The organism is Mycobacterium sp. NPDC050441, from assembly GCF_040655355.1.
Lineage (GTDB): Bacteria > Actinomycetota > Actinomycetes > Mycobacteriales > Mycobacteriaceae > Mycobacterium.
On the sequence record NZ_JBFAJS010000004.1, the window covers coordinates 1 to 25,553 of the forward strand.

Annotated in this window: 25 protein-coding genes and 1 pseudogene; 15 read left to right on the plus strand and 11 right to left on the minus strand. The window is 66.0% G+C overall.

What is annotated here, in order from left to right:
* The 4 genes and pseudogenes from AB0I14_RS12870 to AB0I14_RS12885 all read left to right on the plus strand — a co-directional run.
* Positions 1–95: pseudogene (locus tag AB0I14_RS12870) on the plus strand (DUF3237 domain-containing protein); the annotation flags it as partial.
* Between the two features lie 71 nt (positions 96–166).
* Complete coding sequence (locus AB0I14_RS12875; RefSeq protein ID WP_358021319.1) at positions 167–1,024, plus strand: alpha/beta hydrolase; 858 nt, start codon at positions 167–169, stop codon at positions 1,022–1,024.
* 73 nt (positions 1,025–1,097) lie between these two features.
* Positions 1,098–2,537, plus strand: a complete 1,440-nt coding sequence (locus AB0I14_RS12880) for a lipase family protein (protein ID WP_358021322.1) — start codon at positions 1,098–1,100, stop codon at positions 2,535–2,537.
* 23 nt (positions 2,538–2,560) lie between these two features.
* Positions 2,561–3,406: an LLM class F420-dependent oxidoreductase gene (locus AB0I14_RS12885; RefSeq protein ID WP_358021325.1), complete on the plus strand. Its 846-nt coding sequence runs from the start codon at positions 2,561–2,563 to the stop codon at positions 3,404–3,406.
* A gap of 14 nt (positions 3,407–3,420) precedes the next feature.
* Here AB0I14_RS12885 and AB0I14_RS12890 read toward each other — a convergent pair whose 3' ends face one another.
* Positions 3,421–3,912, minus strand: coding sequence for a VOC family protein (locus tag AB0I14_RS12890; RefSeq protein WP_358021328.1), 492 nt, complete (start codon positions 3,910–3,912; stop codon positions 3,421–3,423).
* A 128-nt stretch (positions 3,913–4,040) separates the two neighbouring features.
* Here AB0I14_RS12890 and AB0I14_RS12895 point away from each other — a divergent pair, with 128 nt between their 5' ends.
* On the plus strand, positions 4,041–5,165 hold the full coding sequence (locus AB0I14_RS12895; protein ID WP_358021331.1) for an NDMA-dependent alcohol dehydrogenase: 1,125 nt from the start codon (positions 4,041–4,043) through the stop codon (positions 5,163–5,165).
* 66 nt (positions 5,166–5,231) lie between these two features.
* Here AB0I14_RS12895 and AB0I14_RS12900 read toward each other — a convergent pair whose 3' ends face one another.
* Both AB0I14_RS12900 and AB0I14_RS12905 read right to left on the minus strand, forming a co-directional pair.
* Positions 5,232–5,645, minus strand: a complete 414-nt coding sequence (locus tag AB0I14_RS12900; protein ID WP_358021334.1) for a DUF1232 domain-containing protein — start codon at positions 5,643–5,645, stop codon at positions 5,232–5,234.
* A gap of 77 nt (positions 5,646–5,722) precedes the next feature.
* The gene (locus AB0I14_RS12905; RefSeq protein WP_358021337.1) at positions 5,723–6,499 is read right to left on the minus strand and encodes an SDR family NAD(P)-dependent oxidoreductase; all 777 of its coding nucleotides are present in this window, start codon (positions 6,497–6,499) and stop codon (positions 5,723–5,725) included.
* A 76-nt stretch (positions 6,500–6,575) separates the two neighbouring features.
* On the opposite strand from AB0I14_RS12905, the gene AB0I14_RS12910 reads away from it, so the two are divergent.
* Positions 6,576–7,298, plus strand: a complete 723-nt coding sequence (locus AB0I14_RS12910) for a pirin family protein (protein WP_358021340.1) — start codon at positions 6,576–6,578, stop codon at positions 7,296–7,298.
* Positions 7,276–8,520 (plus strand): gluconolaconase, encoded by a 1,245-nt coding sequence (locus AB0I14_RS12915; RefSeq protein WP_358021343.1) that lies wholly within the window; start codon positions 7,276–7,278, stop codon positions 8,518–8,520. Before AB0I14_RS12910 ends, AB0I14_RS12915 begins: the two co-directional genes overlap by 23 nt.
* On the opposite strand, the gene AB0I14_RS12920 is transcribed toward AB0I14_RS12915, so the two are convergent.
* On the minus strand, positions 8,517–9,794 hold the full coding sequence (locus AB0I14_RS12920; protein WP_358021346.1) for an MFS transporter: 1,278 nt from the start codon (positions 9,792–9,794) through the stop codon (positions 8,517–8,519). The genes AB0I14_RS12915 and AB0I14_RS12920 overlap by 4 nt on opposite strands.
* Positions 9,795–9,840: 46 nt before the next feature.
* Here AB0I14_RS12920 and AB0I14_RS12925 point away from each other — a divergent pair, with 46 nt between their 5' ends.
* The 6 genes from AB0I14_RS12925 (at position 9,841) to AB0I14_RS12950 (ending at position 15,949) form a co-directional block, all read left to right on the plus strand.
* On the plus strand, positions 9,841–10,515 hold the full coding sequence (locus AB0I14_RS12925; RefSeq protein ID WP_358021349.1) for a metalloregulator ArsR/SmtB family transcription factor: 675 nt from the start codon (positions 9,841–9,843) through the stop codon (positions 10,513–10,515).
* 15 nt (positions 10,516–10,530) lie between these two features.
* Entirely contained in the window at positions 10,531–10,965 is a 435-nt protein-coding gene (locus AB0I14_RS12930; protein WP_209921161.1) for a helix-turn-helix transcriptional regulator, read from the plus strand.
* Positions 10,966–10,970: 5 nt separating this feature from the next.
* Entirely contained in the window at positions 10,971–11,381 is a 411-nt protein-coding gene (locus tag AB0I14_RS12935) for a VOC family protein (RefSeq protein ID WP_358021353.1), read from the plus strand.
* A 3-nt stretch (positions 11,382–11,384) separates the two neighbouring features.
* Positions 11,385–13,772, plus strand: coding sequence for an excinuclease ABC subunit UvrA (locus tag AB0I14_RS12940; RefSeq protein ID WP_358021356.1), 2,388 nt, complete (start codon positions 11,385–11,387; stop codon positions 13,770–13,772).
* A gap of 302 nt (positions 13,773–14,074) precedes the next feature.
* Complete coding sequence (locus AB0I14_RS12945) at positions 14,075–14,806, plus strand: TMEM165/GDT1 family protein (protein ID WP_358021359.1); 732 nt, start codon at positions 14,075–14,077, stop codon at positions 14,804–14,806.
* Between the two features lie 54 nt (positions 14,807–14,860).
* Complete coding sequence (locus tag AB0I14_RS12950) at positions 14,861–15,949, plus strand: phosphodiester glycosidase family protein (protein WP_358022782.1); 1,089 nt, start codon at positions 14,861–14,863, stop codon at positions 15,947–15,949.
* Between the two features lie 8 nt (positions 15,950–15,957).
* Here the strand turns inward: AB0I14_RS12950 and AB0I14_RS12955 are convergent, their stop codons facing one another.
* The 3 genes from AB0I14_RS12955 to AB0I14_RS12965 all read right to left on the minus strand — a co-directional run bounded on the left by AB0I14_RS12955 (position 15,958) and on the right by AB0I14_RS12965 (position 17,409).
* Complete coding sequence (locus AB0I14_RS12955; RefSeq protein ID WP_358021362.1) at positions 15,958–16,479, minus strand: LuxR family transcriptional regulator; 522 nt, start codon at positions 16,477–16,479, stop codon at positions 15,958–15,960.
* A gap of 220 nt (positions 16,480–16,699) precedes the next feature.
* Positions 16,700–16,978, minus strand: coding sequence for a barstar family protein (locus AB0I14_RS12960; protein ID WP_358021365.1), 279 nt, complete (start codon positions 16,976–16,978; stop codon positions 16,700–16,702).
* A complete protein-coding gene (locus AB0I14_RS12965) occupies positions 16,975–17,409 on the minus strand; it encodes a ribonuclease domain-containing protein (RefSeq protein WP_358021368.1) in 435 nt (144 codons plus the stop codon). Before AB0I14_RS12965 ends, AB0I14_RS12960 begins: the two co-directional genes overlap by 4 nt.
* Before the next feature lie 152 nt (positions 17,410–17,561).
* Here AB0I14_RS12965 and AB0I14_RS12970 point away from each other — a divergent pair, with 152 nt between their 5' ends.
* Complete coding sequence (locus AB0I14_RS12970; RefSeq protein ID WP_358022785.1) at positions 17,562–19,673, plus strand: acyltransferase family protein; 2,112 nt, start codon at positions 17,562–17,564, stop codon at positions 19,671–19,673.
* A 6-nt stretch (positions 19,674–19,679) separates the two neighbouring features.
* Here AB0I14_RS12970 and AB0I14_RS12975 read toward each other — a convergent pair whose 3' ends face one another.
* The 3 genes from AB0I14_RS12975 to AB0I14_RS12985 are packed head-to-tail and all read right to left on the minus strand — an operon-like array spanning position 19,680 to position 22,344.
* The gene (locus tag AB0I14_RS12975; RefSeq protein WP_358021371.1) at positions 19,680–21,227 is read right to left on the minus strand and encodes a carotenoid oxygenase family protein; all 1,548 of its coding nucleotides are present in this window, start codon (positions 21,225–21,227) and stop codon (positions 19,680–19,682) included.
* Between the two features lie 17 nt (positions 21,228–21,244).
* Positions 21,245–21,892: a TetR/AcrR family transcriptional regulator gene (locus tag AB0I14_RS12980; protein WP_358021374.1), complete on the minus strand. Its 648-nt coding sequence runs from the start codon at positions 21,890–21,892 to the stop codon at positions 21,245–21,247.
* Positions 21,889–22,344, minus strand: coding sequence for a MarR family transcriptional regulator (locus AB0I14_RS12985; RefSeq protein WP_358021377.1), 456 nt, complete (start codon positions 22,342–22,344; stop codon positions 21,889–21,891). The genes AB0I14_RS12980 and AB0I14_RS12985 overlap by 4 nt, the downstream gene beginning before the upstream one ends.
* A gap of 61 nt (positions 22,345–22,405) precedes the next feature.
* Here AB0I14_RS12985 and AB0I14_RS12990 point away from each other — a divergent pair, with 61 nt between their 5' ends.
* Positions 22,406–22,732, plus strand: coding sequence for an antibiotic biosynthesis monooxygenase family protein (locus AB0I14_RS12990; RefSeq protein WP_358021380.1), 327 nt, complete (start codon positions 22,406–22,408; stop codon positions 22,730–22,732).
* A 19-nt stretch (positions 22,733–22,751) separates the two neighbouring features.
* Here the strand turns inward: AB0I14_RS12990 and AB0I14_RS12995 are convergent, their stop codons facing one another.
* A complete protein-coding gene (locus AB0I14_RS12995) occupies positions 22,752–24,953 on the minus strand; it encodes an AAA family ATPase (protein WP_358021383.1) in 2,202 nt (733 codons plus the stop codon).
* Positions 24,954–25,553 lie beyond the last annotated feature (600 nt).

Below are 25,553 nucleotides of genomic sequence, written 5' to 3' on the forward strand. Positions count from 1 at the left end.
AATACTCCTGGGTCAACCAGACCATCTTCGTCGGACAAGGACGCGTCCAACCCGGACCCGTCGTCGAATTCCAAGTCTTCCGAGTCACCGCATGAGTGGGCTGCATACGCAGGTCCGGCAGTTGTTGCACTCCCTCTCCGGACGCCCTGCCGCACAGCCGTGGGAGATGTCGATCGCGGCCTACCGAGAGGCCGGCGAGAAGTTGATCGCATTGGCAGGCGATGTTGAAACACGCTGCGAAGTAGCCGATTTCACGATACCCGTGCGCCAGGGCGCAGTCACCGCGCGGCGCTACCGGCCAAACGTGGCCACACCGGTGCTGCCGGGCGTTGTCTATCTGCACGGCGGGGCATTCGTACGCGGAAGCCTAGACACCCACGACCGGCTCTGCCGAAAACTCTGTGTACGGGGCGAACTCATCGTGATTTCGGTTGCCTACCGCCTTGCACCAGAAGAGCGGTTTCCCCGTGCTCACCATGACAGCGCCGATACGTTTGCCTGGGTCGGTGAGCATGCCGATGTACTGGGCATCGATGCCGAAGCTCTGGCGATCGCCGGTGATTCCTCCGGGGGCGCGCTGGCGGCCAGCATCGCACTCGCCTCGCGTGAACAAGGCCCCCCGGTCAAGGCCCAAGGTCTGGTGTGCCCCGCACTCGATGCCACCATGAGCAGTGACTCGGTCGAACGGTACATGGACGGCCCATTCCTCACCCGAGCCGCACTCGAATGGGCTTACGACATGTACTTACCCGAGATCGACGACCGCCGTTCGAGCCTCGCCTCACCGTTGCTGACACAGAATCTCCTGGGTGCCCCGCCTGCCGTGATCGTCAGTGCTCAGGTGGATCCCGTCTCCGACGATGCCCACCGCTACGGCGAAAGGCTCGCGGCCACAGGAGTCAAGGTCCAGGCTCACGAATACGAGGGCATGCCGCACAGCTTCCCGTTGCTGGCGGGCGTACTCGACGATGGCGATCACGCCATCACTGTCTTCGCAAGGGAACTCGCCGCGCTGCTCAGCTAGATTTCTGATACGCCCTACCGGCGTTCACCCCTGATCTAAACACGCACCAGCACACGCCATTACGGCGTGGGCTGTGCTGACCCTGTGCTCTCTCCAGATGTCGGCACAACCCCGGTCCAACCAGTCCAACCAGAGGAAACCAACGATGATTCCCTTTTCGGATGACGAACATGCGCACGTCCCGAAATATCGCGCGCGAAGCCGGGTCAGGGCACTGATAATCGTCCTGTATATCGTTGCGTCAGCGACGATTTCGACGAATGTACCGGCTGCCCAGGCTGACGAAGCACAGTATCTGGCGTTCTACACTCCGCCGGATCCCCTGCCCGCGGGGGCCCCGGGTGACCTCATCCGAACGGAGCCTTCCAGGCTGGTTCTGGAGCCTTCCGGACAACTGGGCTCATTCGTGGGGACCGGGACTCGAATCATGTATCGCAGCGCCGATGCACAAGGTCACCCCGTGGCGGTCACGGGCACCTACATCGAACCTGAAGTCCCCTGGCCTGGCAGTGGACCCCGCCCGCTGCTGGCCTACGCCACCGCCCCGTACGGGATGGGAGAGCAGTGCGCTCCCTCTCGCCTGTTCAACCAAGGCATCCATGCCTCTTTGGACACGGGATTCGACCTGATGTTCAATCTCGAGGAGGGATTCATCGCGACGCTGCTGGCGCGGGGCTACGCCATCGTCGTCACCGACGGGGTCGGACTGGGAGTGCACGGTCAGATGGCGCCGCAGTTCCTCAACCGGGTGGCAGGCGGGACGGCACTCAACGACGCCGCACGTGCGGCGATGAAGCTTCCCGGTACCACGTTGGATCCGCATGGGCCCGTGGCCTTCTGGGGCTGGCTGGCCGGCGGCGGACATTCCGCGTTGGCGGCGGCCGAGCTGGCCGGCGCGTATGCACCCGAACTCAACGTTGTCGGAACCTATGCCAACGGCGCGACGACCGATCTGCCCAGCATGTTGCCGCCCCTTGACGGGAACCAGCTCGCCGGATCAATTGGGTGGGTGCTACGAGGTATTCAAGAAGCGTATCCCGATATGACACAACCGATTGCGGACTCCCTCACCCCACGTGGTGCGGAGATGCTCGCCAACACCAGTCGGCAGTGCATGATCCAAACCGGCATCAACTACGCGTTCCGACATCTGCAGCCATGGTTCAAGAAGGACCTCTATCAATCGGTGCAGGAGGAGCCCCTCCATTCGATCCTGGCGATGCAGCGGATCGGGAAAGTCAAACCCACCGGCCCGGTGTACCTTTCGCACAATCGGTGGGATTCCTTCGCGCCATATGAGTCGGTTGTGGCCACCGCGCGAGATTGGTGCGCACTGGGAGCCGACGTCACGTTGTGGACCAACGAGCAACCGCCTTTCCTGAACAAGACGGATGCCAATGCACTGTTGACCGCCTTCGTCGATGGCGAGCGGAGCATGGCTTGGCTGGCCGACCGGTTCAACGGCGCGCCCACCACGCCCAACTGCGTTGACGTCATGTCGGAATACTCTTGAGCGCAAGGCGAGTTGATAGAGCAATGACCCATCCGACTCTGGGCACCTTCGGCGTTTTCGGCCTTTACGGGCAGTGGAAACAACTGACCGCCGCGCAACTGAGGGACATCGAGGCGCTCGGCTATGGCGCCATCTGGGCAGGCGGCTCACCGCCGGCCGAACTCGACTGGGTCGAGTCCATCCTGGAGTCCACCGAGAAGCTGAAGGTGGCAACAGGCATCGTCAACATCTGGTCGTCCGCCGCCGGTCCGGTTGCCGAGTCGTTCCACCGCATCGAGGCAGACCATCCCGGGCGGTTCCTGCTCGGGATCGGGGCGGGACACCCGGAGTTGATCACCGAGTACAAGAAGCCCTACGCCGCGCTGACCGAGTACCTGGACAAGCTCGACGAGTACGGGGTGCCCAAGGACCGGCGCGTTGTCGCGGCGCTCGGCCCACAGGTGCTCAAACTGTCGGCGCGCCGGAGTGCGGGAGCCCATCCCTACCTGACCACGCCGGAGCACACCGCCCAGGCGCGGGCTCTGGTCGGACCGGATGCCTTCCTCGCTCCGGAACACAAGGTCGTGTTGACCACCGACGTTGCGCAGGCAAGGACCGTCGGGCGCAAGGCTCTCGACACCTACCTCATCGGCACCAATTACGTGAACAGCTGGAAGCGACTGGGGTTCACCGACGCCGACGTCGCCCCGCCGGGAAGCGACGCCCTGATCGACGCCCTCGTCGGGTATGGCAGCACCGACGCCATCGCAAGCAGGCTCAAGGAACATCTGGCCGCCGGTGCGAATCACGTACCCGTGCAGGTCCTGACGGGACCTGACAACCTGGTTCCCGCGCTAGCCGAACTGGCCGGACCGCTCGGCCTCTACTGATCCGACGGCCTTGCCTACGCCCCGCCGTACGCCGCCTGCAATTCGGCGACGTCGAACTTGCCGACCGTCTTCAGCACCGCTGACATCAACCGGCCGTCGGCGGCGTCATCGCCCTTGGCTAGCAGGTCGTAGTACTCGTTCGGGGTGATCTGCCAGGCCAGCCCGTACTTGTCCTTGAGCCAGCCGCAGGGCAGTTCCTCGCCGCCCTCGACCAGTGCCGCCCAGATCTGATCGAGCTGCTCCTGGCCGTTGACGCGGACTTCCAGGGAGACGGCCTCGGTGAAGTGGAAGTGCGGGCCACCGTTGATGCCGACGAAACGCTGCCCGGCGAGCTCGAACTCGACCACCACCGGCACATCCTGCGGAGACGGCGAATCCGGGTGCGAGGCGATGGTGGTGACGATGCGGCCGTTGCCGCCGAACGCGTCGATGTAGTGCTGCGCGGCCTGTTCGGCCTCCCGGTCGAACCAGAGGTTGGGGACGATGCTGGCTTTGATTTCGGTCATGGCATGTAGACCCGCGACAGACCGCGAGCTCATCGGCACGCAGCCTTACAACGAAATCAAGCATGAATATCTGCAGCTCAGAGGGCAGTTACTCGACAGTACTGCAACCTGTTCTATTATCGCCTTCCATGAAGACCAAAGGCGCCCTGCTGTGGGAACTCAACTCGCCATTCAAGGTCGATGAGATCGACCTCGGTGACCCTGTCGCCGACGAAGTACAGATCCGGATGCACGCCGCGGGCATGTGCCATTCCGACTATCACCTGACCACCGGTGCCACCCCGATGGCGCTGCCCGCGCTCGGCGGCCATGAGGGCGCCGGCGTCGTCACCAAGGTCGGCAAGAACGTCACCGGCATCGAGGAGGGCGACCACGTCATCCTCGCCTTCATCCCGGCCTGTGGTGAATGCCCGCCGTGTTTGAAGGGCTTCCGCTCGCTCTGCGACCGCGGCGCCGTGCTGCTCGGCGGCAAGGCCATCGCCGACAGCACCAGCCGCATCACCGCCGGCGGTCGTGACGTGTCGCCGATGAACCTGCTCGGCACCTTCGCCCCGTACATGACCGTGCACAAGGATTCGGTCGTCAAGATCGACAAAGACATCCCGTTCGAGACGGCGGCCATCATGGGCTGCGCGGTGCCCACCGGCTTCGGCTCGGCCACCAACGTCGCCGACGTCAAGCCCGGCGAGACCGTCATCATCGTCGGTGTCGGCGGCATCGGCATGAGCGCGCTGCAGGGCGCGGTGATCTCCGGCGCCAAGCACGTCATCGCGATCGACCCGAACGAGTGGAAGCGTGAGCAGGCGATCAAGTTCGGCGCCACCCACGTCTACCCCTCGATGGCCGAGGCCATCGCGCCGGTCATCGATACCACCTGGGGCCTGATGGCGGACAAGGTCATCATCGCCGTCGGCGACATGAAGGGCGAGTACATCGAAGAGGCGATGATCCTCACCGCCAAGACCGGCACCTGCGTGGTGACCGGCATGGGTTCGATGATGGATGCCGACGTCAAGCTCAACCTGTTCCTGTTCACCATGTTGCAGAAGACGTTGAAGGGCAACATCTTCGGCGGCGGCAACTCGCACGTCGAGACGCCCCGGCTCACCGCGCTGTACAAGTCGGGCCTGCTGAACATCGACGACATGGTCACGCGGACCTACAAGCTCGAAGATATCAACCAGGGCTACCAGGACATGTTGGACGGCAACAACATTCGCGGCGTCATCAAGTTCGACGAGTCGGACTGGTAACGACTTCTGCGCAAGCGGACGCGGAAGCCCCCTTTTCAGCGTGGAAAAGGGGGCTTTTGCGTCTTCTCAACGGGCCAGCCCGGTCAGGCGCACCAGGGCATCGAACCCGTCGTCGGTACCGGGCCAGTGCGCCCGCACGGCGTCCAGCCCGGCGTGGCGCACGACACTGCGCAGCACCACGGCGACGATGATGGCGTCGTCGGCGTAGCCGAGCACAGGGATGAAATCGGGGATCAGATCGATGGGCAGCGCCAGGTAGACGACCAGCAGCGCCAACCGGACGCGCACGCCGCGGGGCAACGACTTGTCCCCGGCCAGCCGCGGGATGAGGCGCAGCAGGTCCGGAAGTATGCGCAGCGCCTCACCGAGCAGGTTTCCGCGCGGCCGCACGATGAGCAGCGCGATGACGAGGACGAGCCAGCTCAGCAGCAGCGCGGCGCCGAGGCCGATCAGCGCGTTGCCCCACCAGGTATCGGTCATCCGACGATTCTGCCCAGCAGACACAAAATCGCACTCCTCCCCAGGGAGAAGAGTGCGATTTTGTGTGTTCGCGAGAGTTACTTGGGTGGCATCCGGATGCCGCCGTCGACGCGGACGACCTCGGCGTTCATGTACGAGTTGGTCAGCAGCTCGACGACCATGGAGGCCAGCTCGTCGGGCTTGCCGAGGCGGTGCGGGAACAGCACCGACTCGCCCAGCTTGGCCTTGAATGCCTCCGAGGCCTCGCCCTCGCCGTAGATCGGGGTGTCGATCAGGCCGGGAGCCACGGTGTTGACACGGATGCCCACAGCGGACAGGTCGCGGGCCACCGGCAGGGTCAGGCCGACCACACCGCCCTTGGACGACGAGTAGGCCGCCTGGCCGATCTGGCCATCGAAGGCCGCGACGCTGGTCATGTTGACGATCGCGCCGCGCTCACCGGTGTCGGTGAGCTCGTTCTTGCTCATCTGGGTGGCTGCGATGCGGATGCAGTCGAAGGTGCCGACGAGGTTGATGTCGAGCACCTTCTTGTACAGGCCGAGGTCGTGAGCCGAGGAGAACTCGCCGTCCTTGCCGATGGTGCGCTGGGCCCAGCCGACGCCGGCCGAGTTCACCAGGGCGCGCAGCGGGCCGAGGTCCGCGGCGGTCTTGACCGCGTCGATGATCTGATCGGTGTTGGTGACGTCGACGGTGACGAAGATGCCGCCGATCTCTTGGGCGAGGGCCTCGCCCTTGTCCGCCTGCAGGTCAGCCACGACAACGCGGGCTCCCTTGGCAGCCAACTGGCGGGCAGTCGCCGCGCCGATACCTGATGCGCCACCGGTGACGATGGCGCTTGCTCCGTTGAGTTCCACGCCCAACAGAGTAAGGCCCCGATTTTGCCTCCCGATCGACCGGTTGGTCAGTCAGGCCCGTCGGTAGGCTGACGCCATGGCTCCGGGGACGTCCAAGGTCGATATCCGACGCTCCGCGGACCGCGGCGCAAGCACGACCGGCTGGCTGCAATCACGGCATTCGTTCTCCTTCGCCGACTACTACGACCCGGCCAACACCCACCACGGCTTGTTGCTGGTGAACAACGACGACATCGTGGCGCCGGCCGCTGGATTTGATACCCATCCGCACCGGGACATGGAAATCGTCACCTGGGTGTTGTCGGGCCAGTTGGCGCACAAGGATTCGATGGGCAACTCCGGGGTGATCTACCCGGGTCTGGCCCAGCGGATGTCGGCGGGCACCGGCGTGCAGCATTCCGAGAAGAACGGATCTGCCAGTGAGCCCGTACATTTCGTGCAGATGTGGGTGTTGCCCGATACGGCCGGAGTGACGCCGAGCTATCAGCAGCAGGAGATCGAGCTGGCCGCCACGATGACCCCGATCGCCTCTGGGGCCATCGACGCGGCGGTCACCCTGCACAACCGCGATGCCACGCTGTACGGCGCGCGTCTGCAGCCCGGTGATTCGGTCAACCTTCCGCAGGCCCGCTACGTCCATCTGTTCGTCGCGCGCGGCACGGTCACTCTGGAGGGATCCGGGCCGCTCGCCGAGGGCGACGCCGTCCGGCTCACCGATTCGGGCGGGCAACGCGTCACCGCGGACACCGCAGCGGAGATCCTGGTCTGGGAGATGAATGCGGGTCTGGGCGGCGCGTAGCGCGATCGCACTCGTCACCGCGGTCGCCCTGGCCGCGTGTGGGACCGACTCGGACACCGCACCACCGCCGTCGTCGGGCACTCCGCCCGCCGGGCTGGCAGCTGCGCCCCTCCAGGTGCCGAAGGATCTTGCCCAAGCCCCACTCGACGAACCTCGCCGGGCCCTGATCCCAAAGGGCTGGACCATCGAGGTGATCGCCCGGGTGCCGACGGCCCGGATGGCCGCGTTCGCGCCGGACGGCGCGTTGCTGGTGTCGGTGCCGGCCACCGGTCAGGTGCTGATGGTGCGCCCCGACCGGCGGACCCTGCTCGACGGGCTGGAGCAGCCGCACGGTCTCGCCTTCGCCGGTACGACTCTCTATGTGGCCGAGAGCAACCGCATCGACGCCTACGACTATGTCGACGGCCGGGCAGTCAATCGTCGCACCATCGCCGACGATCTGCCCGACGCCAAGAGTCCCGACCTGCACGGCGCCTATGCCCACGCACTCAAGAGCGTGGCCGTCGGAACCGATGGCGCGGTGTACTTTTCGATCGGTTCGACGGGCAATGTCTCGGCCGACGACCGGACCGCCACCCCGCCGCGGGCCACCGTCATGCGGGTGCCGCCCGGCGGTGGACCGGCAGCACCGTTCGCCACCGGAGTGCGCAACGGCACCGGCCTGGCGTTCGCCGATGACGGGTCACTGTGGACCGCGGTGAACAATCGCGACGACGTGGCAGACCCGCAGGGTCAGGTGCGGCAGGACTATGTGGACGACCATCCGCCCGAGTCGGTCGCCAAGCTCACGCCGGGACGCGAATTGGGTTGGCCGTACTGCAATCCCGACGGGGCACCACCGGCCGGATTCATCCGGGACATGCAGACCAACGCCGACGGCAACCGGCTGGACTGTGCCGCGCTGGCACCGGTCGAGCAGACGCTGGCCGCGCATTCGGCCCCGCTGGGCATGAGTTTCACCGAGCTCCCCGGTTACGGCCCCGGCGCGTTGATCGGGGTGCACGGCTCATGGAACCGGCGATCCCCGCAGGCACCCGAGGTGTCGTTCTTCGGTTGGTCCAACGGCACATTGGGCCCGCAGCAGACCCTGGTCGGCGGTTTCCAGACCGATGACGGCGCCCGCTGGGGACGCCCGGTGGCCGCGGTCGCGGGCCCCGACGGCGCGGTCTACATCACCGACGACTACGCCGGCGCCGTGTATCGGCTGGCACCACCGGCCTAGTCGTCACCGCCGGCTCGCGGGCGATCGGTGATCCACCGCGCCGCCAGGATGCCCGAGACCGCCGTCAGCACCCCCGCCGCGACGACGGCGGACTCCAGCCCCAGCCAGTTGCCCATCACACCGGCGACCAGCGCGCCGACGGCATAACCCGCATCGCGCCAGAACCGGTAGGTGCCAAGCGCATTGGGCCGCCAGCTCGGGTGGGCGTGATCGGAGACCACGGCGATCAGTGCCGGGTAGACCATGGCGGTGCCCAGCCCGAGGGCGATCGCCGAGGTGACACCGGCCAACAGCGGCCAGTTCAGCAGCGCCAGGGCCAACCCGAATCCGCCCGCCTGGACCAGCATTCCGGCCACCACAAGAGGTTTGCGGCCAATCCGGTCGGCGAGATGCCCGGTGGGAATCTGCCCGAGACCCCACAACAGCGGGTAGAGGCCCTTGATCAGCCCGATCGCGGCCAGACCGAGCCCGTGATCGGTGAACAACAGCGGGAACACGCCCCAAGTGAGGCCATCGTTGAGGTTGTTGATCAGACCGGCCTGGCTGGCGCCCCGCAGGCTGCGGTCACCCCAGCTGGTGCGCGCGAAGACGGTGCGCAACCCGCCGTCTGCAGCGGGCGCCGGATGCGGGTGGCGCTCCAGTTCCAGGGCGACGTGCGCCGCGGTATCCCGTACCACCAGCGACAGCGCGAGTCCGGCGACGACGAACACCACGCCGATGAGCTCGGGGGCCGGGCGCAGCCCATAGGTAGTGGCGAGGTATCCGGTCAGCAGGGCGGTGGCACCGACCGCCACATAACCGGCGGCCTCGTTCAGGCCGGTGGCCAGGCCCCGCCGCTCCGGGCCCACCAGATCGATCTTCATGTTGACCGTCATGGACCAGGCCAGGCCCTGATTGAGGCCGAGCAGCACGTTGGCGGCCACGATCCAGCTCCAGGACGGACCCCAGGCCAGCATGAACGGGACCGGGACACCGACCGCCCAACCCGCCAGCAGCAGGTGCTTGCGCCGGAACCGTGCGGTGAGCGCTCCCGCCGCCAGGTTGGTCAGTGCCTTGGTCACCCCGAACGCGATGATGAACGAGAAGACCGCCAAATCGTTTGTCAGTCCGAATGTTTCGGATCCGATCAGCGGAACGGTGGTGCGTTCCAGACCCACCAGGGCGCCGACGCAGATGTTGACGATCACCAGCAGGGTGAACTGCAGCCAGTTCTCCCGCAGGCCGAGTTCGACCCGAAGGGATGGCCGGTTCCCGTCGACGCCCGTGGATCGCATAAACCCGACTGTACGTTATTCCATGAAATTATGGAATAATGCAGTCATGGATCGCTCACCAGCGAAGACGCGTCTGTACGAGGAGTTCGCCGCCAGCGGGAAGGCACTGTCCCACGCCAGCCGGCTGGAACTCCTCGACCTGCTGAGCCAGGGCGAACGCAGCGTCGAGGCGCTCGCCCGTGCGGCTGGCCTGAACCTGACCACCGCCTCGTCACACCTGCAGGTGCTCAAACAGACCGGCCTCGTCGAGACCCGACGCGAAGGTGTCAAGGTCTACTACCGCCTGGCCGGCGACGATGTCGCCCAACTCCTGGTCTTGTTGCGGACGGTCGCCGACCGTCGCCGGTCCGAGGTCGGCGCCGCCCGCGACGCTTATCTCGGTGAGCCCGTGGGTACGGGTATCGACCGCGACGCTTTGTGGTCACGACTCAACGACGACACCGGCGATGCGCGGGTGGTGGTGCTCGATGTCCGCCCCGACGAGGAGTTTCTCGCCGGGCACATCCCGGGCGCGGTCTCGATCCCGGTGGACCAACTCGCCGCGCGCATCACCGAACTGCCCACCGACGCCGACATCGTCGTCTACTGCCGCGGTGAGTACTGCGTGTACGCGCACGACGCCGCGCGAACCCTGATCGCCGACGGCCGTCGCGCCATCCGCCTCAACGACGGAATGGTCGAATGGCGGCTTGCCGGGCATCCGGTCAGCACTGGGCCCTAGACGTACGATCGCGATGTGGCCGACCAACAGCTGGGCGATCTCAAGCTGCTACGCCGGGTCCGGGACCGTATCGACCGCGAGTACGCGCAGCCGCTGAACGTCGAAGCGCTTGCCCGCGGGGTCAATATGTCCGCCGGGCACCTCTCCCGCCAGTTCAAGATCGCCTACGGCGAGTCACCGTATTCGTATCTGATGACCCGCCGTATCGAACGTGCGATGGCGCTGCTGCGCCGCGGCGACCTGTCCGTCACCGAGGTCTGCTTCGCCGTCGGCTGTTCCTCTCTCGGCACGTTCAGCACCCGGTTCACCGAACTCGTCGGCATCCCGCCCAGCCGGTACCGCGAACAGACAGCCGCGGTTACCGACGGCCTGCCGTCGTGCATGGAGAAACAGGTCACCAAACCGATCAGGAATCGAGAAGCGCCCGCCACCCGCCTCCACTTAGCGTGAGAGGCATGGAACTCACCATTCACTCCAGCATGTTGCCACTCGACGATCCGGACGAGTCCCTCGCGTTCTATCGCGACATCCTCGGCTTCGAGGTCCGTCTCGACGTCGGCAAGGACAGGATGCGTTGGATCACGGTCGGACCACCGAACCAGCCCGACACATCCATCGTCCTGTACCCGCCATCCGCCACTCCCGGCCTCACCGACGACGAGCGCCGCATGATCTCCGAGATGATGGCCAAGGGCACCTTCGGCACGCTGCTGCTCGCCACCAAAGATCTCGACGGTACTTTCGAAAAAGTGCAGGCCGGAGAGGTCGAGGTGGTCCAGGAACCCACCGAGCAGCCGTACGGTGTGCGTGACTGCGCCCTTCGCGATCCCGCCGGAAACATGGTCCGTATCCAGGAGTTGCCCTAGCCGATGAGCGCCAAGACCCATCCCGCCGACAGTCACGATCTGATCCGGGTCACCGGTGCCCGGGAGAACAACCTCAAGGACGTCGACATCGAGTTGCCCAAGCGACGGTTGACGGTGTTCACCGGCGTCTCGGGGTCGGGCAAGAGCTCACTGGTGTTCGACACCATCGCCGCCGAATCCCAGCGGTTGATCAACGAGACCTACAGCGCCTTCGTGCAGGGCTTCATGCCGAACCTGGCCCGCCCCGAGGTCGACGTTCTCGATGGGCTGACCACAGCGATCATCGTCGACCAGCAGCGGATGGGCGCCGACCCGCGCTCCACCGTCGGCACAGCCACCGACACCGGGGCGATGCTGCGCATCCTGTTCAGCCGGCTGGGCAGCCCGCATATCGGTTCACCGCAAGCATTTTCGTTCAACGTGGCCTCCATCAGCGGGGCGGGGGCGGTGACGCTCGAGAAGGGCGGCCGCACCGTCAAGGAACGACGTGACTTCAAGATCGTCGGCGGTATGTGTCCGCGGTGTGAGGGCCGCGGCGCGGTCAACGACATCGACCTGACCGCACTGTATGACGACACCAAATCGCTGAACGGAGGCGCGCTGAGCATCCCCGGATACAGCATGGACGGCTGGTACGGCCGGATCTTCCGGGGCTGTGGATTCTTCGATCCGGACAAGCCGATCAACAAGTTCACCAAGAAGGAACTCGACGCGCTGCTGCACAAGGAGGCGACCAAGCTCAAGGTCGACGGGGTCAACCTGACCTATCTGGGGCTGATCCCGCAGATCCAGAAGTCGTTCCTGTCCAAGGACGTCGAGGCCATGCAGCCACACATCCGGACGTTCGTCGAGCGCGCGGTCACGTTCACCACCTGCCCGGAGTGCGACGGCACCCGGCTGTCGGAGACCGCGCGGTCGTCGAAGATCGCCGGGGTCAACATCGCCGAGGCCTGCGCGATGCAGATCACCGACCTGGCCGAATGGCTCGGCACGGTCAAGGACACTGCCAAAGCGAAATCAGTGGCGCCCCTGCTGACCGCGCTGCAGCACACGCTGGATTCGTTCGTCGAGATCGGGTTGGGCTATCTGTCACTGGACCGCCCCGCGGGCACCCTGTCCGGTGGAGAAGCCCAGCGCGTCAAGATGATCCGCCACCTGGGCTCCTCCCTGACCGACGTCACCTACGTCTTCGACGAACCGACCATCGGCCTGCACCCGCACGACATCGCCAGGATGAACAACCTGCTGCTGGCCCTGCGGGACAAGGGCAACACCGTGCTGGTCGTCGAGCACAAGCCCGAGACGATCTCGATCGCCGACCATATCGTCGACCTGGGGCCCGGCGCCGGATCGGCCGGCGGCGAGGTGGTCTTCGAGGGCAGCGTGGCGGGCCTGCGGGGCAGCGACACCGTCACCGGCCGGCACCTGGGTTACCGCGCCACGCTGAAGGACGAGGTGCGGAAAACCAACGGCACCTTGGCGATCCGCGGTGCCGACACCCACAATCTGCGCGACGTGGACGTCGACATTCCACTGGGCGCACTGGTGGTGATCACCGGGGTCGCGGGCTCGGGCAAGAGTTCGTTGATCGGCGGCTCGGTGGCCGGCCGCGACGGAGTGGTGGTGGTCGATCAGAGCCCGATCCGCGGGTCGCGCCGCAGCAATCCGGCCACCTACACCGGGCTGCTGGAGCCGATCCGCAAGGCCTTCGCCAAGGCCAACGACGTCAAACCGGCCCTGTTCAGCTCGAACTCCGAGGGCGCCTGCCCGACGTGCAACGGTGCCGGGGTGATCTACACCGACCTCGGGGTGATGGCCACCGTCGAGACCACCTGCGAGGAATGTGAGGGCAGGCGGTTCGGAGCCTCGGTGTTGCAGTACACCCTGGGCGGGCGCGACATCGCCGAGGTACTGGCGATGCCGGTCAGCGAGGCAGAGCAATTCTTCGCCGACGGTGAGGCCAAAGTTCCTGCGGCGCAGAAGATCTTGTCGCGCATGGCCGATGTGGGCCTGGGCTATCTGACTCTCGGCCAGCCGCTGACCACGTTGTCGGGCGGGGAGCGGCAGCGGCTCAAGCTGGCTGCCCGGCTCGGCGATACCGGAGCAGAGAAGGCCGACACCTACATCCTCGATGAGCCGACGACGGGCCTGCACCTCGCCGATGTCGAGCAACTGCTCGGACTGTTGGACCGCCTCGTGGATTCGGGGAAGTCGGTGATCGTGATCGAGCATCATCAGGCGGTCATGGCACATGCCGACTGGATCATCGACCTGGGTCCGGGCGCCGGGCACGACGGCGGTCGCGTCGTCTTCGAGGGCACCCCGGCCGATCTGACCGCTCAGCGCGCCACCCTGACCGGGCAGCACCTCGCCGATTATGTGGGTAACTGAACCAGCATTGTCAGGGAACCCGAACTTTCGCGTGTCAACTCCCAAACTTATTGTCGAATAAGCACTTTCGGCGGGGACGGTTTGCGCCGTCCCCGCCGGCGTGCGTATGGTGGATGACAGCGAAGGGGAGTAGCCCCCAATCGGATACTCGACATACTGGCCGCACAGCGACGTGTTGACGGCCCGGATATCCGAACCGGCCAGTGGCCGGTGGGCGAGACCTTCGGCCGTAGACCATTGGTTTGCCGGCCGGAGGCATCTATTCAGCCCCCAACGGCAGCCAACGACCGAGGAGTTGTTGAGTGCTTGCTGCTCTGCTCTTGAGTTTCGCTGTCATCTTCGTCGCCGAACTCGGCGACAAGTCCCAGTTGATGGCCATGACCTTCGCGCTGCGCTACCGCTGGTGGGTAGTGCTCATCGGCATCACCGCGGCCACCACCGCAGTACACCTGATCTCCGTCGCAGTCGGTCACTACCTCGGCGCGGCACTGCCGACGCACCTGCTCGGCATCCTGGCCGGCGTGGCGTTCGTGTTCTTCGGGCTGTGGACCCTGCGCGGCGACAAGCTCTCCGATGACGAGGCGACACGCGCCCAGCGTTCGACCGCTCCGGCGTTCTTCACGGTCACCTCGGCCTTCCTGCTCGCCGAACTCGGCGACAAGACGATGCTCGCGACGATCACGCTGGCCGCCGACAACGACTGGGTGGGGGTGTGGATCGGCTCGACCATCGGCATGGTGGCCGCCGATGCCCTGGCCATCGTGGTCGGGGCGATCGCGGGCAAGCACCTGCCCGAGCGGATGATCCAGTTGGGCGCGGCAGCCCTGTTCGTCATCTTCGGTGTCGCAATGCTGCTGGAGGGCGCCTTCCCGGCGGCCCCGGTGCTGCTGACCACCGCGGGTGCGATTGCGGTGACCGCCCTAGGCGCAGCAGGCCTACGCGCGCTGCCCGCACATTTGCGGCCGGCAGTGCTGCGCAAGCCCGCTGCCGCAGAGCCAGCTAACACCGATCAACCAGGTGCGATCCCGTCTTGATCCAACCGTGACCAGGCTGTTACGCATGTTGACAGAGTTTCCTGTGTGGTTATTGTGTACTTCGTGCCAGGCCTGGCAAAACTCTTCCGGCGTGCGGTCGCTACTGCGGCCGCCGTTGCCGTCTGCGCGGCGCTAGCCACCACGGGCTCCCCCGTCGCACGAGCCGAGGACGCCAGGACGCTGTTGCTCGGGGCGATCGCCAACACCAAGGGCGCTTACCTCGTCTACAACTTCGGCGGCCAGTTCGCCGCACCGTTCCTGTCTGCCGACGGCCGCGCCTACACGCTCAACAACGGCGGTCACCTGATGGCCATGAAGAACGCCTCCGGACGGCTCAACCCGCGTCTGCTCGTCGACAGTCATCAGGGTTATCAGTCCCGCTGCGAGCGCACCCCCGGTGCCCGCACCGGGGAAGGACTGTGGCAGGCGTCGGAAACCTATGCCCCCCTCGCCGCCTGGCAGGTTTTGGGTCAGCCGACCATCGCGGTCAACGCAAACTTCTTCGACGTGCGCGGGCAGCAGGGCGGCTCGTGGCGCGATACCAAGTGCTCGTCCCCGCTGGGCGCCTACGTGGACAACACGCGCGGGCAGGGCCGGGCCAACGCCGCGGTCACCGGCACTCTGGCCTATGCCGGCAAGCAGGGCCTGTCCGGCGGTGACGAACGTTGGGCCGCACTGGCCACGATGATCCTTCCGATGGGCGGCGCCCCATATGTGGTGATGCCCAAGGGGCCCGACGACTATGACTCGGCCACCCCGGTGATCCAGCGGCTAATGGATCAGAACGCCCGGTTCGTCGCGGTGGCCGGCATCGGGCTGCTCGCGCCAGGCGACACCGGCCAGCTCAACGACAACGGCCCGAGCGCGGCGCGCACCGCGGTCGGCTACAACCGGGCCGCCGATCAGCTCTACGTCTTCCAGGGCGGCAGCTACACCCCGGACAACATCCAGGACCTGTTCCGCGGACTGGGCGCCGACAACGCGCTGCTGCTCGACGGCGGCGGCTCGTCGGCGATCGTGTTGCGTCGCGACACCGGCGGCATGTGGAGCGGCGCCGGATCACCGCGCGGGAACTGCGATACCCGTCAGGTGCTGTGCGATTCGCGCGAGCGGGCCCTGCCGAGCTGGCTGGCCTTCAACTGACCAGCCGGCTAGTTCACCAGGATTTCGGTGAGAACCGCATTCGGCATGTGTAAGGGCAGCAGGTACTTTCGTAATCCCGGGTGGCACAGCTGCAGCAGCCGTTCCTGAGGCTCGGTCTCTCCCATACGTTGGTCGCCAAGGTATTTCAGTGTCGCGCCGGAGGGAAGATCGCCGGCAACCGATGACGCAGTCGTGCCCGATATCAACGTCTGCCCAACATGCGCGACATCGCGCAAGCGCTCCGTGCCGGTGCGAGCAGTGTGCACTCCGATACACAATTCGAACGGATCCAACGGCGTCAGTTGCAGATACAGCGCGCAGGACACCGCGTCGGATGCGCGCTCGAAGCTGGCAGTGAAGCCGTGACAGGCGGGCTGCCTTCCCGACAGGATGCCGCCATGGAGTGCCACGAAGTGGGTGACCGTCGCGCGAAAGTACGGGAACGCGGCCGCCGTCTCCCCCGGCCGCATTTGCCGCAAGCCTGCGGATCCCTCGGTGCGGGCCATCAGCCACGTGGTGTCGGTGGACAACTTCTCCGTCACGCGCCCGTTGCTCCCGCCTGTTCGTCGCCAGTCACCTCGCACCAAGAGGCACGCAGAATGCCAGCGTAGCCACTTTCGGCAGTACCCGCGGCGACGATCAACGCCGTTGCCGCAGAACCTCGTTGCCAACCCGCGGCCGCGGCGCCGTTGCCCACGTGGGACGCGCGTAAGCCGTCACAGGCGCGATTTGCTGGCCCTCAACTGAGCGTCAGTTCTCCAGCCACAGGTCAACGCCTTCGTTGGCGAAGATCGACAGCACGGTGCTCCAGGTGTCTTGTCCGAGCGCTTCTTTGATGTTGCGGTACGACGTCATGACGAACCGGAACCTACGGTTGTCCGGGGTGCCGAAACCGCCGCGGAGGCAGTCGGCCAGCGCATCCAGATTCGACCCGAAGTAGCCGTCGTCGCCGTTGACCGCACGGCCCATCTCGGTGAAGAAGTCCGCCTTGGAGGCCACCTTGGTCCCATCGATCCGATACGTCTTCACATGCCTCCGATCAGGCAGAAGGATTCGTAGTGGTCGCCGGTGTAGTAGTACTCGGGCGGGTCGTTCTGCGGCGCTCCGCCGGTGACGATGCGCCGCTTGCCGCGGTGTTTGTTGCCGGGCGTCGGAACCGTGTACTCGTGGTAGTAGCCGCGCTCATGTTTGGGCAGCCGGCCTTCGTAGTTTCCGAAGACGACGCCGTCATTGCGCGGGTAGGGAAACGGCCCATCGGATTGGATGAGCTCCACGGTCTTGTCCACCTCCGGCGGAAGCCCGCCCAGGTCGCACGTACCGTCCGCTGCCGCCGACTTCGTCGGTGATGCCGACGCCGATACCGGCGGCGCGGCCGGAGATGACGTGGGCTGAGTCGGCGCGCAGCACCCCGAAAGCAGGCCGCACAGCACTGCCAGCGCCGCAATGCGTGATCGTCCCATCGGGATGAGGCTAGCAACAGGCTCACAACAGGCCCGGTAAATCCAGGGCCATTGCCGGTCGGCGTGCGACGATCGTTACTCGAGTGAACAGAGTGATTACCCCCGCGAGGCCCGCCGCCCGCCGCGACAGCACCGCGAGTGGGCGAAAGCCCCTGTCGAACAAACAGTTTCGCCCCGACATCGAGGGCCTGCGGGCGGTCGCGGTACTGGCCGTGGTGCTGTTTCATGCCGGGGTGCCCGGGTTCGGCGGCGGGTTCATCGGCGTCGACGTGTTCTTCGTCGTGTCGGGATTCCTGATCACCGGACTGTTGTGGCGCGAGGCCTCGGGCACCGGGACGGTGCAGATGGCGCAGTTCTATGCCGGACGCGCCCGTCGTCTGCTCCCCGCCGCCGCACTGGTCCTGGTCACGACGTCGATGGCGGCCACCCTCCTACTCCCGCCGCTGCGGGCCCGTTCGGTGCTGGCCGACGCGATCGCGAGTGCGCTCTACGCCGGCAACTACCGCTTCGCGGCGGAGGGCACCGACTATCTGGGTGGAGGGGGCACCGGCCATCGGGCGGCGGAGACGGCGGCGTCCCCGCTGCAGCACTACTGGTCACTGGGCGTGGAGGAACAGTTCTATCTGCTGTGGCCGGCGCTGATCCTGGGCACCGCCTGGCTGCTGGCACGCAGTGGCCGGGGCACCCGTTCCGCCGTCCCGTACACGTGCGTACTGGCAGTGGTGGCAGGCGCGTCGCTCGCCCTGTCGCTGTCGTGGACCCAGACCATGCCGCCGTGGGCGTTCTTCTCCCTGCCCACCCGCGCCTGGGAGTTGGCCGCCGGCGGTCTGATCGCGTTGACCGCGGCACACTGGCGCACCCTGCCGCCGGTCTGTGCGGCGTTGGTCGGCTGGGGCGGCCTGGCGCTGATCCTGGCCACCTGTACACAATTCGGCACCGCGACGCCCTATCCGGGCACGGCGGCTCTGCTGCCGGTGATGGGAACCGCCCTGGTGATCGGGGCGGGTTGCGCCATACCCGATCTCGGGGTGGGACGGCTGCTGTCGAAGCCGGCGATGCGCAGCCTCGGCCGGGTGTCGTACTCGTGGTACCTGTGGCACTGGCCGGTATTGCTGTTGGCGCCTGCACTGTTCGGCCACGGCCTGGGCCTGGCCGGCCGACTGGCCATGGTGCTGATGTCGCTCGGCCTGGCCGTCCTGACCTTGCACCTGGTCGAGAACCCGGCTCGGTTCGCCGCGGCGCTGCGGGGCTCGTCGTGGCGCAGCCTGGCCGTCGGCGCGACAGCGACGGGGGTCGCAGTGTGCGCGGGCCTGGTGCTGTTGGCGGTGCGCCCGGTGCCGACGGGATCCGGTCCCGCGGCAGTTCCGGTCGCCCTGCCGGTGAGCGGGGCGGTTCCGCCTCGTTCCGCTGCCCCGACGCTGACGCCCGAGCAGCAGGTCCAAGCGGCCGTGGCCGCCTCTGCCGAGCTCGGCGCGGTGCCGTCGAATCTGTCACCGCAGCTGGGCAATATCACCAAACCCGAGGCGTTCGTCAACGGTTGTGTCCTGTCCTGGATGGACGTCGCGGTTCCGGACTGCGCGTCCGGGGACACCGCCTCGGCCACCAAAGTCGCGTTGATCGGCGATTCCCACGCCGGGATGTGGCAACCGGCCCTGGAAGCCGCCGCACAGCAGCGCCATTGGCGGTTGGAGACCTTTGCGAAAGTCACCTGCCCACCGATGAAGCTCCCGATCCTCAGCCCCTACCTCGACCGCGCGTTCACCGAATGCCAGCAGTGGCGAGCTGACGTGCTGACCAGGATCGCCAAGGAACGCCCGGCGCTGATCGTGCTGGACATGGTGCGCCGCTACGGCGCCGACTTCGGGTTCGTCAGCTACGACCCGACCTGGCTGGACGGATTGACGCGGCTCGTGGCGCAGTTGCGCGGAACCGGCGCGCGCGTCCTGGTGCTCGGCCCCGTGCCCGACCCTCACACCACGGTGCCGACCTGCCTCTCGGCGCACATGGACGACGCCTCGGCCTGCGCACCTGGCCGCTCGATCGCGGTGAACGACAACGGCATTGCCGCCGAGACGGCGGCGGTGCAGGCCGGCGGCGGGCAGTACGCACGGCTGGACCAGTTCTTCTGCACCGACCAACGCTGCCCCGTGATCATCGGCAACACCCTGGTCTTCCGCGACGACAACCACATCACCGCCGAGTACGCACAGTTACTGTCCCCGGTGTTGGACCGCCTGGCCGTCAGTGCCTTGGCACCCAACTAGTTCCGATCAGAACCGGGCCACCCGCTCAGTGAACGCACCGTGGTAACTCATCGGCAGGTGGAACGGGAGCCAGGCCTCGGCGATGGGGCCGGCTTCCACCCGCGGGGCGTCGAACACCATGAGCCGGCTACGGTGCTGGGTTTCGTCGTAGCCCACCGTCAGCACCCATCCATCCCCTTCGGCGGTACTGCCCGGGCGGGGTACGAAGATCGGCTCGACGAGTTTGTGGCCTGGCGGGCAGTAGGTCTGCACGCTGCCGTCGGCGTGGTTGAAGCGGCCGATCCCCTCCCCTCCGCCCTCCCCATCACTGGGAACGGTCACATACGTCACCGAGTGCGGTTGAGTTGAGCGGCGCTGATCGATCTGCGGGAATTCGCAGCCCATCTGGGCCAGCGGTTCAGCCAGGACACGGTCGTCGGGGGTGATGCGGAACCGGGTGAGCCGCACCGTATCCGGTCTGTCCTCGGTGGCAACGTCGGCATACAACCGGGACGTGTCGCTGCGGCTGTCAGATCCCCAGGCCTGCATGCCGCCGAAGGTTTCGGGAGCGAACCGCGGCAGCTCCACCACCACGTCGGCTCCGTCCTCGTAGGCGTTGGCGTAGTGCCACATGTAGAACGGATCGGTCTCGATGACCCGAACCTTTCCGCCATCACGCGGGGCAAGGATGAAGTAGGACGGTTCGTTCTGTTTGAACTTCATGGCATCCCAATAGGATTGCCGTCCCATCAGGGCCCACGGATCGATCCGCAACGGGGACAGCATGAAGACCGCGTAGCGCGGGGTCAGCGCCATGTCGTGGATGAGTCCCACGCCGGGCAGCGGCACCGCACGCAGGTACCGGGTGACGCCACGGTTGTCGGTCTCGTAGAGGCGCAGCCGCATGCGGGGAATCGCCTCGCCCGCGAGTTCCCGCAGCCGCCTGATCTTTTCGGCCCGGTTCGGGGCGCTGCGGATGTGTCGCAGATCGATGCGGGGGAAGTAGGGCTCGAAACCGAAGTTGACCCGGGAGTCCGTCGTCGCGTCGTAGGTGTAGTGCGCGGAGTACGCGCCGACCGGGCCCTTGAGCACCCCGTCGAGGGTGCACATCCCGATGGTGTTGAGGGTGTCGAGGTCCATGCCGTGCGGACGCCCGCCCTCCCAGAGTGCGAGCAGTTGGTCCCGGCCGATCATCACGTTGGTGTTGGCGGTGTTGGCAGGTAGCCGAAACACATTGGCCCGCATGCCCCCTGGGCGCTGATAGGCGAATCCGCGTTTCACCATCCGGCCCGCCGCGGTGGTCGTCAGATAGTGCTCGGTGCGGACGAAGCGGTTCTTGAACCGGACCCCGTTACCGTCGATCGCGAAGGCCGACACCATGCCGTCGGCGTCGAACAGGCTGTCCACCCGCGACGCGCCGATGTTCCAGCGGCCCGATCCGTTGCGGTAGAGCGTGCCGGTCAATCCCTGCGGGATCCCGCCGGTGACCTCGGTGAGGGTCAGGTCATATTCGCCGGGGACGTCCTCCCAGTACCGCGAGGAACCGTCGATCTGGGGCGAGACGGGAGCAGCCATAAAAGACATCGTGTCTTTTATGGCGTACCGCTGTCAATAGCCGAAACATCGAATGGGCTGAACGGCAGGGCCGAGCCACCGTCCCAACACAGTTTCGTGAGGTGCTCGACGAGTTCGGCACGGGGCATCGAGGAGTCCCGGATCCACCATTGGGCACTCACCATGACCGAGCCGACGATGGCCCGCGCCCACGGCGCCGCCGCCGCGGTATCGGCGCCACCCGCCGCCATGGATGCCGCCAGCATGGCCTCGACCGCGGTGGCGAGTTCATCGAAGATTCCCGGCATCTCGTGACCACCGGCGGCATGCATGCTCAACGCCCGGTACAGGTTCGGATCGTCCTGCATCCAGGCGCAGATGACATCGAAGAACAACGACATGCGTTGGCGCAGGTCGGCCGAACCGGCGGCGCGCCTGGTGATCTCGATCAGCAGGCGATGAGCCTGACGCTCGCCGAGTGCCGACAGGATGGCCGCCCGGTTCGGGAAGACCGCATAGACGGCCGAGCGTACGAAGCCGGCCTCCTTGGCCAGCTCGGCGATCCCCACGTCGGGTCCGTGGGTGCGGATCGCGCGTTCGGCGGCGTCGAGCAGATCCGAGCGCCGCTGCTCGACGTCGACGCCAGGTCCGGCGGGCCTACCGCGCCTACGCCTTGCCGAAGTCACCGCTCAATCGTAGTTTCTGCCTGGGCTGCCTCAAGGTTCTCCGCGCAGCGCAGCAGCAGCGCCGCGAGTTCCTTCTGGGCCCGGTGAGGAATTCCGTTCAGCATGCCCTGCTCGACAAGGATCACCGTCGCGTGCGCCTCGGTCAGCCGACGCTTACCTGCGGGCGTCAGCTGCAATGCTCGGGCACGGCCCCGTTGCGGTCCGGACGATTCCTCGACCAGGGCATCGGCGCGCAGACCGCTCAACACGTCCTGCAGCGACTGACGCGTGACGAAGCACAGCCGCGCCAGTTCCGCCGCCGACGCTTGCGGGTGGTCGGCCAGCGCGCGCAAGGCTGTGTACTGCGCCATCGACAACCCGGTAGACCGCAGTGCCGCATCGCAATTGCGGCGCAGGCTCTGCTGTACCCGCTTGACGAGATAGCCGGCACCGACTTCCACGTTCGGACGCATGACAGGAACCTTACATTAGTGTTATCGTCGAATATGTAAGGAACCTGACATTGGAGAAATCGTGACGACCATCCAGGAACACAGCCCCCACGCCACTCTCATCAACGTGTTCACCGTGGAGCCGCAGCGGGCGACCGAACTCGTCGAGCTGCTCCAACGGGCAACCGAGGACGTGATGCGCCACGTCCCCGGATTCATCACCGCCAACATCCATCTGAGTACGGACGGCACTCGCGTCATCAACTACGCGCAGTGGCGCAGCGCCGAGGACTTCCAAGCCATGCTCACCGACCCCACCGCACGGGAGCACATGGGCCGGTGCGCTGACATCGCGACCAGTTTCGACCCTCACATCTACACCGTGGAATCGGTGCACCAGGCGGGCTAGCCGCGAGACGGGTCGGCCGTCAGGCGGCGTCCTTCTTCTCGGTCTTCTTGGCGGGCTTCACCGAATCGCCGGCCTTCTTGACGTTGTCCTTCACGTCGTTGACCGCCTTCTCCGCGCCCTTCTGGATGCCGTCGGCGGCCGACTTGATCTGCTTGCGCCCATCGTCGGCGAGCTTGTTCACGCGATCCTGAGCGTCCTGGACCGCCTTGGCCGTCCGCTCTCGCGCCTTCTCGGCGGACGCTTTCGCACGCTCGCCGGCTTCCTTGACGGTCTTGTCCACCTGTTCGCGCGCGTCGTCGGCCGCGGTGGTCAGCTTCTTCGCGCTGTCCTGGACGTTCACCTTCGAGTCGTTGACAACCGATTCGTCCGCAACAGATTTCAGATGCACCGTGTCCGTGCCGACATCGGTCTGCGCGATACCCTTCGGCTCGAAGGTTGTCTTCGCAAGGCTCTGTGTCCCAACGTTATTCCCAACGCTGTCGAGTGCGTCCGGAGTGAGGTTGTTCAGCGCGTCGGTGAGGGCAGAGAGATCCAGCCGGGACAGGTTCGGCGAGCCGCCGACGCCCAGCAGGCCCAGCAGGGTCTTGATGGGGTTGGAGACCGGGGTCTGGCTCACCAGGCCATCGTCGATGGCCTTCTGGATGCCGGTAACGAGGTTGTTGACCAGGTGCCCGGGCACCTGTCCCCAATCGACATCCGCGGGAAGGGTGCCGAAAGCCGTTGGGACATCGGCTTCGTCGAGTGAGCGCTCATAGATGCCCGTCGTCGGGTCGTAATACACGTCGGTGTAGCCGAGGTTGACCAGGCTGGTCAGCACCGGGCTCAGCGCCGTGCCGATCGGGTTGTTGAGGTTCGCCCCGGTCAGCAAGTTGACGACGTCATACGCCAGATACGTCGGCTCCAGCAGGGGCAGGCTGTTGGCCGGGATCGTGATGTAGATGTTGAGCTTGGGGCCTAGTTGGGGGTTGTCCCCGGGATCGGCCACGTAGTCGGCGATGTCTGCGCCGAGTTGCGATACGACTTGGTCGATCAGGACCGTAGTGAGCGTGTCGAGCGACTGGTTTCGCAGGATGTAGGTCGGGAACAGTCCTGCCGCAACATTGTTCGCCATCGTGAACGGGTTGGGCCAGGCGGCGAAGTCCGAGAGCGGCAGGTACTCGGCGGTGGCGTCGATCTTGATGGGGATCAGGTTGGCACCGCCCGGGGTCAGCCCGAACAACGGGATGTCACCGACCACGGGGATGCCGGAGACAATGCTGGTCCCGCTGCTCTGCACCTGCGTATCGGGTGTCACCGTGTCGATCCCGAGCAGTCCGAAGAGCGGATACGCTCGCGCCAGGATGCCGCCGTTGGCCCGGCCCGGGTTGTCGATCAGGATCATCGGCAGGATCGTGAAGCTGCCGAGCAGGGGGTTGGTTCCGGTGTAGTTGGCACCGCCAGGCTGATTCGGCAGATCGTCGACCACCTGTTGGTACGCCGCGCCCGCGGCGAACGCGCCGAAGCCCCAGCCCGCCACGATCGGGATGCGCACATCGGCGGCATTCGTGCTGAGGTCCGGCAGATGTATGCCGATCGCTGCGAGCGCCACGCGGATTGCCAGGAGCCCGGCGCCGCTCGTGGGGAGACCAAGCGCGTCGAAGATCGACTCGAGGCTGACCTGAAGGTACGGGGTGTTGTTGATCTCGTCGGCCACCGAATTCGGGAACGACGGCACCCAGCCGAGGTCTACGCCGAGCAGACGGATGAGAGTGAAGAGCCCGCCTGTCGTGATCAGGTTGACCCCGGCCGAGGAGAGTGGGTCCGCGAGGTCGAGGCCGAGAAGGTCACCTACATCAACTGGCAATCCTCCCAGCGCGCCGCCGAGCGCCCCACCCAGCGCATCATTGAGCGGGCCCTCGATTGCGGAGGTCGGATCGATTCCTGCCGCCTGCAGGAGGGCGAGCAGGTTGAAGTTGTTGACGAACGCTGTTTCGAGCTGCGCGCCGACGGTCTGGAACTGGTTGTAGACCTGGGTGCCGAAGCCGCCGGTGAGGTCCGGAATCTGGTCCGGCGGCGGGAAGATCTGGACCCCGGACTGCAGCCGAAAGTCGCGCTGGACCGCCGCGGCCTGAGCCGGAGGAGGAGCAACGCCCACCGTAAGCGCGGTGACTGTTGCGGTTGCCGCCCCGAAGGTCGCAACCCTCTTGACGCGCCGCCGCTGCCTACGGTGTTTGACTGCCATCTGACCAGTCCTTTCGGCCGTCTTCTCAGGTTGATCTCAGGCAACTTAACACCCCTGTGACCTTTGTCACTACATTGCTGAAAAGAATTCACTATTCGCCTTCGCAATCTGTCGCAAACTAGTTGCAAGCGACCCGATCGGCCTTGCGCTGGACTTAGAACTATTAACGCTTGCGTCAGGCAATGGCCCGCTCGGCGGCGAGGCGATCAGCGCGATGTTGCTACGGGCCGCCGGGTACTCGGCTTGCCGTTGTCAGAACGCGGCTCATGTGTCAACCGATTCCGATCGCCGTCGCAACCATCTCAACCTGCGTCAGTCGTCGCCGGATACACCACCTGAGCGGGTCGAACTACTGGATCCGTAGTTTGCTGGCGTGCGCCAGCGAGTTCAGCCGCTCGTCGCGTAGAACACGCCCCAAGAATCATTGCCGGCCAACGACATTGGCAACGGCTGCGACATCGGTCCGGATCGGGTGCTATCGCTGCAGCATCAATGATGTTGCGTCGTAGTCGATTACCGGAACACAGGGCACGCCGCCCTCCACCGCCGGCCAGTCCAGTCCGGCAACCTCCGCCACGAAGAACCCGGCCGGCGTGGACG